At 61.3% G+C, this 14,436-nt stretch carries 13 protein-coding genes; all 13 read left to right on the plus strand.

Features of this window, described 5'->3' with window-relative positions; all coding sequences use genetic code 11:
* Positions 1–481, plus strand: a 481-nt coding sequence (frr, locus tag Q8Q83_RS08870; RefSeq protein WP_305622955.1) for a ribosome recycling factor, incomplete at its 5' end; no start/stop codon positions are given.
* 16 nt (positions 482–497) lie between these two features.
* A complete protein-coding gene (locus Q8Q83_RS08875) occupies positions 498–1,253 on the plus strand; it encodes an isoprenyl transferase (RefSeq protein WP_305622957.1) in 756 nt (251 codons plus the stop codon).
* Positions 1,253–2,068 carry a phosphatidate cytidylyltransferase gene (locus Q8Q83_RS08880; RefSeq protein ID WP_305622959.1) on the plus strand — a complete coding sequence of 272 codons (816 nt, stop codon included), beginning with the start codon at positions 1,253–1,255 and terminating at the stop codon, positions 2,066–2,068. The genes Q8Q83_RS08875 and Q8Q83_RS08880 overlap by 1 nt, the downstream gene beginning before the upstream one ends.
* Positions 2,065–3,252, plus strand: a complete 1,188-nt coding sequence (ispC, locus tag Q8Q83_RS08885) for a 1-deoxy-D-xylulose-5-phosphate reductoisomerase (RefSeq protein ID WP_305622961.1) — start codon at positions 2,065–2,067, stop codon at positions 3,250–3,252. The genes Q8Q83_RS08880 and ispC overlap by 4 nt, the downstream gene beginning before the upstream one ends.
* Before the next feature lie 18 nt (positions 3,253–3,270).
* A complete protein-coding gene (gene rseP, locus Q8Q83_RS08890; protein ID WP_305622962.1) occupies positions 3,271–4,623 on the plus strand; it encodes a sigma E protease regulator RseP in 1,353 nt (450 codons plus the stop codon).
* Between the two features lie 87 nt (positions 4,624–4,710).
* Positions 4,711–7,071, plus strand: coding sequence for an outer membrane protein assembly factor BamA (gene bamA, locus Q8Q83_RS08895; RefSeq protein ID WP_305622964.1), 2,361 nt, complete (start codon positions 4,711–4,713; stop codon positions 7,069–7,071).
* 44 nt (positions 7,072–7,115) lie between these two features.
* Entirely contained in the window at positions 7,116–7,619 is a 504-nt protein-coding gene (locus Q8Q83_RS08900; protein WP_305622966.1) for an OmpH family outer membrane protein, read from the plus strand.
* A 2-nt stretch (positions 7,620–7,621) separates the two neighbouring features.
* A complete protein-coding gene (gene lpxD / locus Q8Q83_RS08905) occupies positions 7,622–8,680 on the plus strand; it encodes a UDP-3-O-(3-hydroxymyristoyl)glucosamine N-acyltransferase (RefSeq protein WP_371132385.1) in 1,059 nt (352 codons plus the stop codon).
* Positions 8,681–8,728: 48 nt separating this feature from the next.
* Entirely contained in the window at positions 8,729–9,169 is a 441-nt protein-coding gene (gene fabZ / locus Q8Q83_RS08910; protein ID WP_305622968.1) for a 3-hydroxyacyl-ACP dehydratase FabZ, read from the plus strand.
* Entirely contained in the window at positions 9,166–9,942 is a 777-nt protein-coding gene (lpxA, locus tag Q8Q83_RS08915; protein ID WP_305622970.1) for an acyl-ACP--UDP-N-acetylglucosamine O-acyltransferase, read from the plus strand. The genes fabZ and lpxA overlap by 4 nt, the downstream gene beginning before the upstream one ends.
* A gap of 4 nt (positions 9,943–9,946) precedes the next feature.
* Positions 9,947–11,080, plus strand: a complete 1,134-nt coding sequence (lpxB, locus tag Q8Q83_RS08920) for a lipid-A-disaccharide synthase (RefSeq protein ID WP_305622972.1) — start codon at positions 9,947–9,949, stop codon at positions 11,078–11,080.
* On the plus strand, positions 11,080–11,676 hold the full coding sequence (gene rnhB, locus Q8Q83_RS08925) for a ribonuclease HII (protein ID WP_305622974.1): 597 nt from the start codon (positions 11,080–11,082) through the stop codon (positions 11,674–11,676). The genes lpxB and rnhB overlap by 1 nt, the downstream gene beginning before the upstream one ends.
* Positions 11,677–11,799: 123 nt before the next feature.
* Positions 11,800–14,436: DNA polymerase III subunit alpha (dnaE, locus tag Q8Q83_RS08930; protein ID WP_305622976.1), on the plus strand; the 2,637-nt coding region annotated here is incomplete at its 3' end.

Genomic DNA, 14,436 nt, shown 5'->3' on the forward strand with positions numbered 1-14,436 from the left:
TATCCGTACCGGCCAGGCTCACCCCAGCATCCTGGGCGGTGTGATGGTGCCTTACTACGGCGCCGATACCCCGCTGAACCAGGTTGCCAACGTGACCGTCAAGGACTCCCGCACCCTGCAAGTGGTGGCGTTCGAGCGCAATATGCTGGCTGCCGTCGACAAGGCGATCCAGAGTTCCGGGCTGGGCTTCAACCCAACCAACCTGGGCGAACTGCTGCTGATCTCCATGCCGGCGCTGACCGAGGAGACCCGCAAGGGCTTCACCAAGCAGGCGCGGGATGCGGCGGAAGATGGCCGAGTGGCGGTGCGCAATATCCGTCGCGATGCCTTGAGCCAGTTGAAAGACCTGGTCAAGGAGAAAGAAATCAGCGAAGACGAAGAGCGCCGCGCCGCCGAGGATATCCAGAAGCTGACCGATAAGTTCGTGGCTGAGATCGAAGTGGCCGTGAAGCAGAAAGAAGCGGATCTGATGGCCGTTTAACGGTCAGGAGATCGTCATGGAAAAGACCAAAGACGCTAGCCAGGCTGCCGTACCACGGCATGTGGCGATCATCATGGACGGTAATAATCGCTGGGCCAAGAAGCGTCTGCTGCCCGGCGTTGCCGGCCATAAAGCCGGTGTCGATGCGGTGCGGGCGGTTATCGAGGTGTGCGCCGAAGCCGGGGTCGAGGTGCTGACCCTGTTCGCCTTCTCCAGTGAGAACTGGCAGCGCCCGGCCGAAGAGGTCAGTGCGCTGATGGAGCTGTTCCTCAGTGCGCTGCGGCGTGAGGCGAAGCGGCTCAATGCCAACAATATCAGCCTGCGCATCATCGGCGATCGCTCGCGCTTTCACCCCGAGTTGCAGGCGGCGATGCGTGAGGCCGAGGCGCAGACGGCAGGCAATAAGCGCTTCGTGCTGCAGGTCGCAGCCAACTACGGAGGTCAGTGGGATATCGTTCAGGCGGCCCAGCGCTTGGCGCGGGAAGTTCAGGGTGGACACTTGCAGCCGGAAGCTATCACCCCCGAACTGCTGCAGAGCTGTCTGGTGACCGCCGATCTGCCCTTGCCGGATCTGTGCATCCGTACGGGTGGCGAGCACCGTATCAGCAACTTCTTGCTCTGGCAGTTGGCCTACACCGAGTTGTATTTCTCCGAGCTGTTCTGGCCGGATTTCAAACACGAAGCCATGCGTAAAGCCTTGGCCAATTTCGCTAGCCGCCAGCGTCGCTTTGGGAAAACCAGCGATCAGGTAGCCGCTGAGGCGCGTCGCTAATGCTCAAACAACGAATTATCACGGCGCTGGTCCTGCTGCCGTTCGCCCTGGGTGGCTTCTTTCTGCTGGATGGCGGGTTGTTTGCCCTGTTTATCGGCGCAGTGGTCAGCCTGGGGGGCTGGGAGTGGGCGCGCCTGGCCGGTTTTACCGCGCAAGCGCAACGTGTGGCCTATGCCGCCGTGGTCGCTGCCCTGTTGCTTGTCCTCTATCTGCTGCCGGTTCTGGCGCCCTGGGTGCTGCTGGTGGGGGTTATCTGGTGGTGCCTGGCGACCTTGTTGGTGCTGGGCTATCCGGCCAGTAGCCGCTATTGGACGGGGGCTCCGAGCAAAATGCTGATCGGCCTGCTGATCCTGTTGCCGGCCTGGCAGGGCCTGGTGCTGTTCAAACAGTGGCCAGAAGCCAATCTGCTGATCCTGACGGTGATGGTGCTGGTATGGGGCGCCGATATCGGCGCCTATTTCTCCGGCAAGCGTTTCGGCAAGCGCAAGCTGGCCCCGCAGGTCAGCCCCGGTAAAAGCTGGGAAGGGGTGTGGGGCGGCTTGCTGGCGACCTTGCTGATCTGTGCAGCGGTCGGTTTCTATCGCGATTGGACGCTCACTGAACTGCTGCTGGCACTGGTGGGTACGGTGCTGATAGTGCTGGTGTCGGTGGTCGGTGACCTGACCGAAAGCATGTTCAAGCGTCAATCCGGGGTTAAAGACAGCAGTAATCTGCTGCCTGGTCATGGCGGGGTGCTGGATCGCATCGACAGCCTGACCGCGGCTATTCCGGTCTTCGCTGTGTTGTTGTGGTTGGCCGGCTGGGGCGCGCTGTGAGCCGGCCCCAGCAGATCACGGTGCTGGGGGCGACCGGCTCCATCGGTCTCAGCACCCTGGATGTGATTGCCCGGCATCCTGAGCGTTATCAGGTCTTCGCGCTTTCTGGGTTCAGTCGCCTGACTGAACTGGAAGCCCTGTGCATGATTTATCGCCCGCGCTTTGCCGTGGTGCCGGAAGCTTCTGCTGCACATCATCTGCAGGGTGGTTTGCTGGCTGCTGGGTTGTCCACTCGGGTGCTGCATGGCCCTGAAGGGCTGTGCCAGGTGGCGGCGCATCCCGAGGTGGATGCGGTGATGGCGGCCATTGTCGGCGCGGCTGGGCTGCCGCCCACCTTGGCGGCGGTGGAGGCGGGCAAGAAGGTCTTGCTGGCCAATAAAGAAGCCCTGGTGATGTCCGGTGCGCTGTTTATGCAGGCGGTGCGTAAAAGTGGCGCCGTGCTGCTGCCGATCGACAGCGAACACAATGCGATTTTCCAATGCCTGCCCGGCGATTATTCCCGTGGCCTGCAGCAAGTCGGGGTGCGCCGCATCCTGCTGACCGCCTCCGGTGGCCCCTTCCGCGAAATGCCTCTGGAACAGCTGCATGATGTGACCCCCGAGCAGGCCTGCGCCCATCCCAACTGGTCGATGGGGCGCAAGATCTCGGTGGACTCGGCCAGCATGATGAACAAGGGCCTGGAGCTGATCGAGGCCTGCTGGTTGTTCGATGCCAAGCCGGCGCAGGTGGAGGTGGTGGTGCATCCGCAGAGCGTGATTCATTCCCTGGTCGACTATGTCGATGGTTCGGTGTTGGCCCAGCTGGGCAATCCGGATATGCGCACCCCCATCAGTCATGCCCTGGCCTGGCCCGAGCGAATCGACTCGGGGGTGGCTCCGCTGGATCTGTTCAGCATTGCCCGGCTGGACTTTCAGGCCCCGGACGAGCAGCGCTTTCCCTGTTTGCGCCTGGCCCGGCAGGCGGCAGAGGCGGGTGGTACCGCGCCAGCCATGCTGAATGCGGCCAACGAAGTGGCGGTCGCGGCCTTCCTGGAGCGGCGCATCCGCTTTCCGGAAATCGCGAGTATCATCGAAAGCGTACTGAACACTGAGCCCGTCCTGGCGGTCGAAAGCCTGGAGACGGTGCTGGCAGCCGATAGCCGGGCGCGTAGCCTGGCTGAGCAAAGGCTAAGTTGCCGTGGATAGTCGGCGCGGAGAAGTCAGATGAGTGCGCTTTATATGCTGGTGGGCACCCTGGTCGCACTTGGGGTGCTGGTGACCTTCCATGAATTCGGTCATTTCTGGGTCGCACGCCGTTGCGGGGTCAAGGTGCTGCGTTTTTCCATAGGTTTTGGTAGCCCTTTGCTGCGCTGGCATGATCGTCAAGGCACCGAGTTCGTGATAGCCGCTATCCCCCTGGGTGGCTACGTGAAGATGCTCGATGAGCGCGAAGGCGAGGTGCCGCCTGAACAGCTTGAGCAATCCTTCAATCGCAAATCGGTGCAACAGCGGGTGGCCATAGTCGCGGCTGGCCCTATCGCCAACTTCTTGCTGGCCTTGCTGCTGTTTTGGGCGGTGGCGATGCTCGGTAGTCAGCAAGTGCGTCCGGTCATAGGCGCAGTCGAGATAGGCAGTCTGGCGGCTGATGCCGGCTTGCAGGCGGGGCAGGAAATAGTCGCGGTGGATGGCGAGCCCACCAGCGGTTGGGCGGCGGTCAATTTGCAGTTGGTGCGCCGTCTGGGCGAAAGCGGCAGCCTGAGCGTCAATGTGCGCGAACAGGGCTCCACGGCCGACAGCCCGCGGCAAATCGCCTTGGACAACTGGCTGCGCGGTGTCGATGAACCCGATCCCATTGCCTCCCTGGGTATTCGTCCTTGGCGTCCGGCCATTGCGCCGGTTTTAGCCGAGCTCGATCCCGAAGGGCCGGCCTTTGCCGCAGGCCTGCTGGTCGGTGACCGAGTGCTGGCGCTAAACGGCAAGATGCTGGAGGACTGGCAACAGCTGGTCGACCAGGTGCGTAGTCTGCCTGGTAAGGCCATTGCGCTGCAGGTCGAGCGTCAAGGCCAGCGCCTGGATGTGGCGCTGAGTTTGGCCGTTCGCGGTGAGGGTGAGGCGCGCAGTGGCTACTTGGGGGCTGGTGTGCAGGGCGTTGAATGGCCGCCCGAGATGCTCCGCCAAGTCAGCTTCGGACCGCTGGAGGCCGTTGCCGAAGCGGCCAGGCGCACCTGGACCATGAGCCTGCTGACCCTGGATTCGTTGAAGAAAATGCTGTTTGGTGAGCTCTCGGTAAAAAACTTGAGCGGGCCGATAACCATTGCTAAAGTGGCGGGCGCTTCTGCTGAGTCGGGGTTGGGGGAATTTTTAAACTTCCTCGCCTACCTGAGCATAAGTCTGGGGGTTCTCAATCTGTTGCCCATCCCAGTGTTGGATGGGGGGCATCTGCTTTTTTACCTGGTCGAGTGGGCGCGTGGTCGGCCGCTGTCTGAACGGGTACAGGGTTGGGGGATGCAGATTGGTATCAGCTTGGTGATCGGGGTGATGTTGTTGGCCCTGGTAAACGACCTGAGTCGACTGTAGCCGCTACTGAATTACGCCCTCCGGTTACAAAAAGTGTCGCCTTAAGCGGCAGATTTTTTATTGTCAGTTGAAATAAGAAAGGACTTCATGAAACGTCTGCTGCTACCTGCGGTGCTTGCTGCACTGATGATCACCGAAGTTCACGCCGAGTCCTTCACCATCTCCGATATTCGCGTCACCGGCCTGCAGCGGGTTTCCGCGGGCAGCGTGTTCGGTGCCTTGCCGCTGAGTGTCGGTGCAGAGGCGGATGATCGCGCCTTGGTGGAAGCCACTCGCGAACTGTTCAAGACCGGTTTCTTCCAGGATATCCAACTGGGTCGTGACGGCGACGTGCTGGTGGTCAGCGTGGTCGAGCGTCCATCGATTTCCAGTATCGAAATCGAAGGCAACAAGGCGATCAGCAGCGAAGACCTGCTCAAAGGTCTGAATCAGTCGGGTCTGGCCGAAGGCGAAATCTTCCAGCGTGCCACCCTGGAAGGCGTGCGTAACGAACTGCAGCGTCAGTATGTGGCCCAGGGCCGCTACTCCGCCGAGATCGAGGCCGAAGTGATTCCGCAGCCGCGTAATCGCGTGGCGCTGAAGATCGATATCAATGAAGGTTCGGTCGCGGCCATTCAGCACATCAACGTGGTAGGCAACAGCGTCTTCTCCGACGAAGACCTGATCGACCTGTTCGAGCTGAAAACCACCAACCTGCTGTCCTTCTTCCGTAACGATGACAAGTACGCCCGGGAAAAACTCTCAGGTGACCTGGAGCGTCTGCGCTCCTATTACCTGGATCGCGGCTACATCAATATGGATATTTCCTCCACCCAAGTATCCATCACCCCGGACAAGAAGCACGTCTACGTCACGGTCAACGTCGATGAAGGCGAGAAATACACGGTACGTGACGTCAAACTCAGCGGTGACCTGAAGAAGCTGGAAGAGGATATCCGCGCCCTGCTGCTGGTCAAGGAAGGCCAGGTGTTCTCACGTAAGGTGATGACCACCACCTCCGAGCTGATCACCCGCCGCCTGGGTAACGATGGCTATACCTTCGCCAACGTCAACGGCGTGCCAGAGGCTCATGATGACGGCACTGTGTCGATCACCTTTGTGGTCGATCCAGGCAAACGCGCTTACGTCAATCGCATCAACTTCCGTGGCAACACCAAGTCGGAAGACGAAGTGCTGCGCCGTGAGATGCGCCAGATGGAAGGGGGCTGGGCCTCGACCTATTTGATCGACCAGTCCAAGACCCGCCTGGAGCGCCTCGGTTATTTCAAGGAAGTTAACGTCGAAACCCCGCAAGTGCCGGGCACCGACGATCTGGTCGACGTCAACTACAGCGTCGAAGAGCAGGCTTCCGGCTCGATCACCGCCAGCGTGGGCTTCGCCCAGAACGCCGGTCTGATCCTCGGTGGCTCCATCAGCCAGAGCAACTTCCTGGGTACCGGTAATAAGGTCAGCCTGGGCTTGAACCGCAGCGAATACCAAAGCAGCTATAACTTTGGCTTCGTCGACCCCTACTGGACGCCGGACGGTGTCAGCCTGGGCTACAACGCCTTCTTCCGCAGCACCGACTACGACGAACTGAACACCGACGTGTCCAGCTATGCCGTCGACAGCTACGGTGCCGGTGCCAGCATCGGTTACCCGATCAGCGACACCTCGCGCCTGACCTATGGCCTGACCATCCAGAATGACAGCATCAGCACCGGGGTTTACACGGTCGATGAGATCTTCGACTTTATGGAAGCCGAAGGTGACAGCTACCTCAACCTCAAGGCGTCGGTGGGCTGGTCTGAATCGACCCTGAACCGCGGCGTATTGGCCAACCGTGGCCATTCGCAGAGCCTGGTGCTCGAGACCACTGTGCCGGGTAGCGACCTGTCGTTCTTCAAGGTGGACTACCAGGGGCAGGTGTTCAAGCCGCTGAGCGATACCTACACCCTGCGTCTGCACACCCAGTTGGGCTTTGGCGAAAGCTACGGTTCCACCCAGGATCTGCCGTTCTACGAGCACTACTATGCCGGCGGTTTCGGTTCGGTGCGTGGCTTCAAGGACAACACCCTGGGGCCGCGTAGTACGCCAAGCCGTGGTGTGGCGGTAACGGGTAACGAAGGCACGTCGCGCGATCCGGATCAGGACCCGCTGCCGTTCGGCGGTAACGTATTGGTGCAGGGTGGTGTGGAACTGCTGTTCCCCATGCCTTTCGTCAAGGATCAGCGTTCGCTGCGTACCGCTCTGTTCTGGGACGTAGGTAACGTGTTCGACACCAATTGTGGTACTACTCAGACCAGTTGCGAAAATATCGATCCGGGCCAACTGGCCAGTTCTGTGGGTGTTGGCCTGACCTGGATCACGGCGCTGGGCCCCTTGAGTTTCAGTCTGGCCATGCCGGTGATCAAACCGGATGAGGCTGACACCCAAATATTCCAGTTCTCCCTCGGTCAGACCTTCTAAGTCGCCGTTTATTGACCATCAACAGTTTTTGCAGGAGTTGCACCGTGCGTAAGTTGACCCAACTGGTTCTGTTAAGCGTTGCCCTGTTGGCAACCCCGGCCTTTGCCGAGATGAAAGTGGCAGTGCTGAACTATCAAATGGCGCTGCTCGAGTCGGACGCCGCCAAGCGTTATGCCGTGGATGCCGAGAAGAAGTTCGGCCCGCAGCTGAACAAGCTGAAAACCCTGGAAAGCGATGCCAAGCGCATCCAGGACCGCCTGGTCAAAGATGGCGAGAAGATGCAGACCGCCGAGCGCGAGCGTCTGGAGCTCGAATTCAAGCAGAAAGCCCGTGACTTCCAGTTCCAGTCCAAGGAGCTGAACGAAGCCAAGGCCATTGCCGATCGCGAGATGCTGAAGAAGCTCAAGCCGAACCTGGACAAGGCCGTTGAAGAAGTGATCAAGACCGGTAACTTCGACCTGGTTCTCGAGCGCGGTGCGGTGATCGATGTCAAACCTCAGTTCGACGTCACTCGCAAAGTCATCGAGCGCATGAATCAGCTGCGCTGATCATGACGGCACAGTTTTATACCCTCGGCCAGCTGGCTGAGCGGCTAGGCGCCACGCTGAGTGGCGCTGCTGACAAAGTGATCAACGGCCTGGCCACCTTGCAGGAGGCCGGCGCCGATCAGCTGAGTTTCCTGGCCAATCCGCAATACCGCAAATTCCTTGTGGACTGCCAGGCCGGTGCCGTACTGCTGACCGCGGCCGATGCCGAGGGTTATGCCGGTAATGCCTTGGTCGTGGTTAATCCCTATCTGGCTTACGCCCAGCTTTCACATCTGTTCGATCGCAAGCCGCAAGCTGTCACGGGCGTGCACCCGACTGCCGTGGTGGCTGCCGATGCTCGGGTCGACGCCAGCGCCAGTATTGGTGCCTATGCGGTGATCGAGAGCGGCGCGCAAATCGGCGCCGGCGTGAGCATCGGCGCCCATTGCGTGGTGGGCGCCCGTTCGGTGGTGGGCGAAGGCGGTTGGCTGGCTCCGCGGGTCACCCTCTATCACGATGTGCGCATCGGCAAGCGGGTGGTGATTCAGTCCGGCGCGGTGCTCGGTGGCGAAGGCTTCGGCTTTGCCAATGAGAAGGGCGTCTGGCAGAAGATCGCGCAAATTGGTGGGGTGGCCATAGGCGACGATGTCGAGATCGGCGCCAACACCACCATCGACCGTGGTGCGCTGTCCGGCACCCTGATCGGCAATGGGGTCAAGCTGGATAACCAGATCATGATCGCGCACAACGTGCAGATCGGCGACAACACCGCCATGGCGGGCTGTTCGGGCATCTCCGGCAGCACCAAGATCGGCAAGAATTGCATGATCGCCGGTGGTGTGGGCATGGTCGGGCATATCGAGGTCTGCGATGGCGTGTTTGTCACCGGCATGACCATGGTCACCCGTTCGATCACCGAGCCCGGTTCCTATTCTTCCGGTACGGCCATGCAACCAGCCGCCGAGTGGCGCAAGAGCGCTGCGCGCATCAGGCAATTGGACGACATGGCGCGCCGCCTGCAACAGCTGGAAAAGCAGCTGGCCGCCGTGACCTCGGGCGCAGACTCTTCATCTGATGCCTGAGCCGGCGTTTGCCGGCTTCTTCTTCTTCTATTACAGGCTTCTCTGGAAATGATGGACATCAACGAAATTCGCGAATACTTGCCGCACCGTTACCCGTTCCTCTTGGTGGACCGGGTGGCGGAGTTGGATGTCGAAGGCAAGCGCATTCGTGCCTACAAGAATGTCAGCATCAATGAGCCGTTCTTCAACGGGCATTTTCCTGAGCATCCGATCATGCCGGGCGTGTTGATCATCGAGGCCATGGCCCAGGCCGCCGGGATTCTCGGTTTCAAGATGATGGACATGAAGCCATCCGATGGCACCCTGTATTACTTTGTCGGCTCGGACAAGCTACGCTTTCGCCAGCCGGTGGTGCCGGGCGATCAGTTGATCCTCGAAGCCCAATACCTGAGCAGCAAGCGCAGCATCTGGAAGTTTGCGTGCAAGGCCAGTGTCGACGGCAAGGAAGTCTGCTCGGCTGAAATCATCTGTGCGGAACGCAAGCTATGAGTTTGATTGACCCTCGCGCCATTATCGACCCCAGTGCCAAGTTGGCCGACGACGTAGTCGTCGGTCCTTGGTCGATTGTTGGGGCCGATGTGGAAATTGGCGAGGGTACAGTGATCGGCCCCCATGTGATCCTCAAGGGGCCGACCAGGATCGGTAAGCACAACCGTATCTACCAGTTTTCCTCGGTGGGCGAAGACACCCCGGACCTCAAGTACCAGGGCGAGGCGACCCGCCTGGTGATTGGCGATCACAACGTGATCCGCGAGGGTGTCACCATCCATCGCGGCACCGTGCAGGATCGCAGCGAAACCACCATAGGCGACCACAACCTGATCATGGCCTATGCCCATATCGGCCATGACAGCGTGATCGCCAACCACTGCATCCTGGTCAACAACACCGCGCTGGCCGGGCATGTCTGGGTCGACGACTGGGCCATCCTGTCCGGCTATACCCTGGTGCATCAGTTCTGCCACATAGGCGCGCACAGCTTTTCCGGCATGGGTACGGCAATCGGCAAGGATGTACCGGCCTTCGTCACCGTATTCGGCAACCCGGCGCAAGCGCGCGGGATGAACTTCGAAGGCATGCGCCGGCGCGGTTTCACTGCCGAGGCCATCGCCGCTCTGCGCCGTGGCTACAAGATTGTCTATCGTCAGGGACTCACCGTTGAGCAGGCCATGGCCGAGCTCAGCGAGCTGGCGACGCAATTCCCTGAAGTGGCGATCTTCCGCGACTCGATTCAGGCCTCCAAACGCGGCATCACTCGATAATTCTATGACTCAAGCAATGCGTGTCGCGCTGGTCGCAGGCGAAGCTTCCGGCGATATCCTGGGCGCTGGTTTAATGCAGGCCCTGAAAGCCCAGTATCCCCAGATCGAATTTATCGGTGTGGGCGGCCCGCTGATGCAGGCTGAGGGTTTGAATCCCTATTTCCCCATGGAACGCCTCTCGGTGATGGGTCTGGTCGAGGTACTCGGCCGCCTTCCCGAGCTGCTGGCACGGCGCAAGCGCCTGCTCAGCACGCTGATCGAGGCCAAGCCGGATGTATTTATCGGCATCGATGCGCCGGATTTCAATCTGGGGCTCGAGCTCAAGCTGCGCCGCGCGGGGATCAAGACCGTGCATTACGTCAGCCCCTCGGTCTGGGCCTGGCGGCAGAAGCGCGTGCTGAAGATCCGCGATGCCTGCGATCTGATGCTGTGCTTGTTTCCTTTCGAGGCGCAGTTCTACGACGTCCATCGGGTGCCGGTGCGTTTTGTCGGTCATCCACTGGCCGATACCATTCCGCTGGCGGCCGATCGAGGCGCGGCCCGCGAAGCGCTGAATCTGCCCCAGGACAGCCCGGTGGTGGCCTTGCTGCCGGGCAGTCGCGGCGGCGAAGTGGCGCGCCTGGGGGAGCTGTTTCTCGATGCGGCCGTGCGTTTGCGCGCTCTGCGCCCCGGCATTCGTTTTGTCCTGCCCTGTTCCAGCCCCCAGCGCCGTGTGCAGCTGGAGCAGATGCTGGTCGGCCGCGATCTGCCTTTGACCCTGCTCGATGGGCGTTCCCATGAAGTCTTGGCGGCCTGCGATGCGGTGTTGATCGCCTCGGGTACCGCCACCCTGGAGGCGCTGCTGTACAAGCGGCCGATGGTGGTGGCCTACAAGGTGGCGCCGCTGACCTACCGCATCCTTAAGCGCCTGGTCACCAGCCCCTATATCTCGCTGCCCAACTTGTTGGCCGAGCGCTTGCTGGTGCCCGAGATGATCCAGGATGCCGCCACCCCCGAGGCCTTGGCGCAGCTGTTGGCGCCGCTGCTGGAAGATGGTGAGGTGCAGACCGAAGGTTTCGATCTGATTCACCGCGCGTTGCGCCGCGATGCCTCGGTGCAAGCCGCCGGCGCGGTGCTGCAGCTGCTGGGGCACGGCTGATGCAGCTGGGTCTGGACTTCAGCCAGGTGCAGGAACTGGTCGCCGGCGTCGATGAAGTCGGCCGCGGCCCGCTCTGCGGCGCGGTGGTGACGGCGGCGGTAATTCTCGATCCGTCACGGCCGATTATCGGTCTGAACGACTCGAAGAAGCTCAGCGAGGCGCGCCGGGAAAGACTCTTCGACGAAATCTGCGAAAAGGCCCTGGCCTGGTGCATCGCCCGGGCCGAGGTGGAAGAGATCGATCGGCTGAACATCCTGCATGCCACCATGCTGGCCATGCAGCGTGCGGTCGAAGGCCTGAGCGTGACGCCCAGGCTGGCGCTGATCGACGGCAACCGTTGTCCCAAATTGCAGGTGCCCAGCACTGCTATCGTCAAAGGCGACAGCCAGGTGCCGGCCATTGCCGCCGCCTCCATCCTGGCCAAGGTCAGCCGCGACCGCGAGATGCAGCTGCTGGATGGGCAATACCCGGGTTATGGCATCGCCGGACACAAGGGCTATCCCACGCCTGTGCATCTGGAGGCCCTGCGCCGCCTCGGCCCCACGCCGATCCATCGCCGCTCCTTCGCGCCGGTGCGCGTACTGCTGAACGACTGATCCCGCATCGATCCGCTGCGCGAAACTTCTCGTCTGTAGCGTGCGGCTTGGAGCTTGCAGCTTGCCGCTGCGAAGGCTGTACAATCCTCGCCTTGTCGTTTTTGTGTTTTGTATAGGACTGCCATGACTGCTTCGTTCGTCCATCTGCGTCTGCATACCGAGTTTTCCCTGGTCGACGGCTTGGTGCGGGTCAAGCCGCTGATCAAGTCCGTGGCAGCGGCCGGCATGCCGGCGGTGGCGGTCACCGATATGAGCAATATGTGCTCGCTGGTGAAGTTCTATAAGGCCGCCATGGGCGGCGGGATCAAGCCGATCTGCGGTGCGGATATCTGGCTGGCCAGTGCCGAGGAAGACGGCCCGCTTTCGCGCCTGACCCTGCTGGCGATGAACGCCAAGGGTTATCGCAACCTCACCGAGTTGGTTTCTCGCGGCTGGAGCGAAGGGCAGAGCAACGACCTGGTGATCATCCAGCGCGATTGGGTCAAGGCCGCCGCCGAGGGCCTGATCGCCCTGTCCGGCTCCAAGGAAGGGGAGGTGGGGCACGCGCTGCTCGACGGTGAGCAGGCAGCCGCCGAAGCGCTGCTGCGCGAGTGGATGGAGGTATTCCCCGAGCGCTTCTACCTGGAGGTGCAGCGCACCAACCGGGTCAACGACGAAGAGCACTTGCACGCCGCGGTGGCCCTGGCCGATAGAGTCGGCGCGCCGCTGGTGGCGACCAACGATGTGCGCTTTATCAAGCAGGACGACTTCGCCGCTCACGAAACCCGCGTGTGCATCGGTGAAGGCCGCAGCCTGGATGACCCGCGGCGTCCGCGCACCTACTCCGATCAGCAGTACCTAAAGACACCGCAAGAGATGGCGGAGCTGTTCAGCGACCTGCCGGAAGCCCTGGAAAACACCCTGGAAATCGCCAAGCGCTGCAATATCGAAGTGCAGCTGGGCAAATATTTCCTGCCTGATTTCCCGGTGCCGGCCGGCATGACCATGGATGAGTATTTTCGCAAGGTCTCCTTCGATGGCCTGGAGGAGCGCCTGGCGGTGCTCTGGCCGAAAGAGACCACGCCGAATTACGCAGAGAAGCGCCAGATCTATATCGACCGGCTGAATTTCGAGCTGGATATCATCATCCAGATGGGCTTCCCCGGTTACTTCCTGATCGTAATGGACTTTATCAAGTGGGCGAAGAACAACGGCGTTCCGGTCGGCCCGGGCCGGGGTTCGGGTGCCGGTTCGCTGGTGGCCTACGTACAGAAGATCACCGACCTCGACCCGCTGGCCTATGACCTGCTGTTCGAACGCTTCCTCAACCCGGAACGGGTCTCCATGCCCGACTTCGACGTCGACTTCTGCATGGACGGTCGCGATCGGGTGATCGACTACGTGGCCGAGAAATACGGGCGCAATGCGGTGAGCCAGATCATCACCTTCGGCACCATGGCGGCCAAGGCGGTGGTGCGCGACGTGGCGCGGGCCCAGGGCAAGTCCTACGGCCTGGCCGACCGCCTGTCGAAGATGATTCCCTTCGAAGTCGGCATGACCCTGGAAAAGGCCCAGGAGATGGAGGAACCGCTGCGCGACTTCCTCAAGGTCGACGAGGACGCCCGGGAAATCTGGGATATGTCGCTCAAGCTCGAAGGCATCACCCGCGGCACCGGCAAGCACGCCGGTGGCGTGGTGATCGCGCCGACCAAGCTCACCGACTTCTCGCCCATCGCCTGCGATGACGAGGGCGGCGGCCTGGTCACCCAGTTCGACAAGGACGATGTGGAGCAGGCCGGCCTGGTCAAGTTCGACGTCCTCGGCCTGCGCACCCTGACCATCATCAAGTGGGCGATGGAGACCATCAACCGCGAGCAGGCCAAGCAAGGCCTGCCGGACCTGAACATCGACTTTATCCCGCTGGACGACAAACCGACCTTCGTCATGCTGCAGAAGGCCGAGACCACCGCGGTGTTCCAGCTGGAATCGCGCGGAATGAAGGAGCTGATCAAGAAGCTCAAGCCGGACTGCCTGGAAGACCTGATCGCCCTGGTGGCGCTGTTCCGCCCAGGTCCGCTGCAGTCGGGCATGGTGGACGACTTTATCAACCGTAAGCACGGCCGCGCCGAGCTGTCCTACCCGCACCCGGACTACCAGTACGCGGGCCTGGAACCGGTGCTCAAGCCCACCTACGGCATTATCCTGTACCAGGAACAGGTGATGCAGATCGCCCAGGTGATGGCCGGTTACACCCTCGGTGGCGCCGATATGCTGCGCCGCGCCATGGGTAAGAAGAAGCCCGAGGAAATGGCCAAGCAGCGCGGCGGCTTTATCGAAGGTTGTGCCAACAACAACATCGATGGGAACCTGGCGGGCAACATCTTCGACCTGGTGGAAAAGTTCGCCGGTTACGGCTTCAACAAGTCCCACTCGGCCGCCTATGGCCTGGTGTCGTACCAGACCGCCTGGCTCAAGGCCCACCACCCGGCGGCCTTTATGGCGGCGGTGCTGTCGGCGGATATGCACAACACCGACAAGGTGGTGACCCTGATCGAGGAATGCCGCAGCATGAAGCTGCGCCTCGATGCGCCGGATGTGAATATCTCCGAGTTCAAGTTCACGGTTAACAACGAAGGCTGGATAGTCTACGGCCTGGGCGCGATCAAGGGCGTGGGCGAGGGGCCGGTGGAGGCCATAGTCGAGTCGCGTCAGGACGGCCCGTTCAAGGACCTGTTCGATTTCTGCTCGCGGGTCGACCTCAAGCGCATCAACAAGCGCACC

It is taken from the genome of Pseudomonas sp. (genome assembly GCF_030696055.1).
Classification (GTDB): Bacteria; Pseudomonadota; Gammaproteobacteria; order Pseudomonadales; family Pseudomonadaceae; genus Aquipseudomonas.

What these genes read in the sequence shown, in the direction of transcription:
- Q8Q83_RS08875 (WP_305622957.1), top strand. Translation starts at nt 498, where the DNA reads ATGGAAAAGACCAAAGACGCTAGCCAGGCTGCCGTACCACGGCATGTG.
- Q8Q83_RS08880 (WP_305622959.1), top strand. Translation starts at nt 1,253, where the DNA reads ATGCTCAAACAACGAATTATCACGGCGCTGGTCCTGCTGCCGTTCGCC.
- rseP (WP_305622962.1), top strand. Translation starts at nt 3,271, where the DNA reads ATGAGTGCGCTTTATATGCTGGTGGGCACCCTGGTCGCACTTGGGGTG.
- bamA (WP_305622964.1), top strand. Translation starts at nt 4,711, where the DNA reads ATGAAACGTCTGCTGCTACCTGCGGTGCTTGCTGCACTGATGATCACC.
- lpxD (WP_371132385.1), top strand. Translation starts at nt 7,622, where the DNA reads ATGACGGCACAGTTTTATACCCTCGGCCAGCTGGCTGAGCGGCTAGGC.
- fabZ (WP_305622968.1), top strand. Translation starts at nt 8,729, where the DNA reads ATGATGGACATCAACGAAATTCGCGAATACTTGCCGCACCGTTACCCG.
- lpxA (WP_305622970.1), top strand. Translation starts at nt 9,166, where the DNA reads ATGAGTTTGATTGACCCTCGCGCCATTATCGACCCCAGTGCCAAGTTG.
- lpxB (WP_305622972.1), top strand. Translation starts at nt 9,947, where the DNA reads ATGACTCAAGCAATGCGTGTCGCGCTGGTCGCAGGCGAAGCTTCCGGC.
- rnhB (WP_305622974.1), top strand. Translation starts at nt 11,080, where the DNA reads ATGCAGCTGGGTCTGGACTTCAGCCAGGTGCAGGAACTGGTCGCCGGC.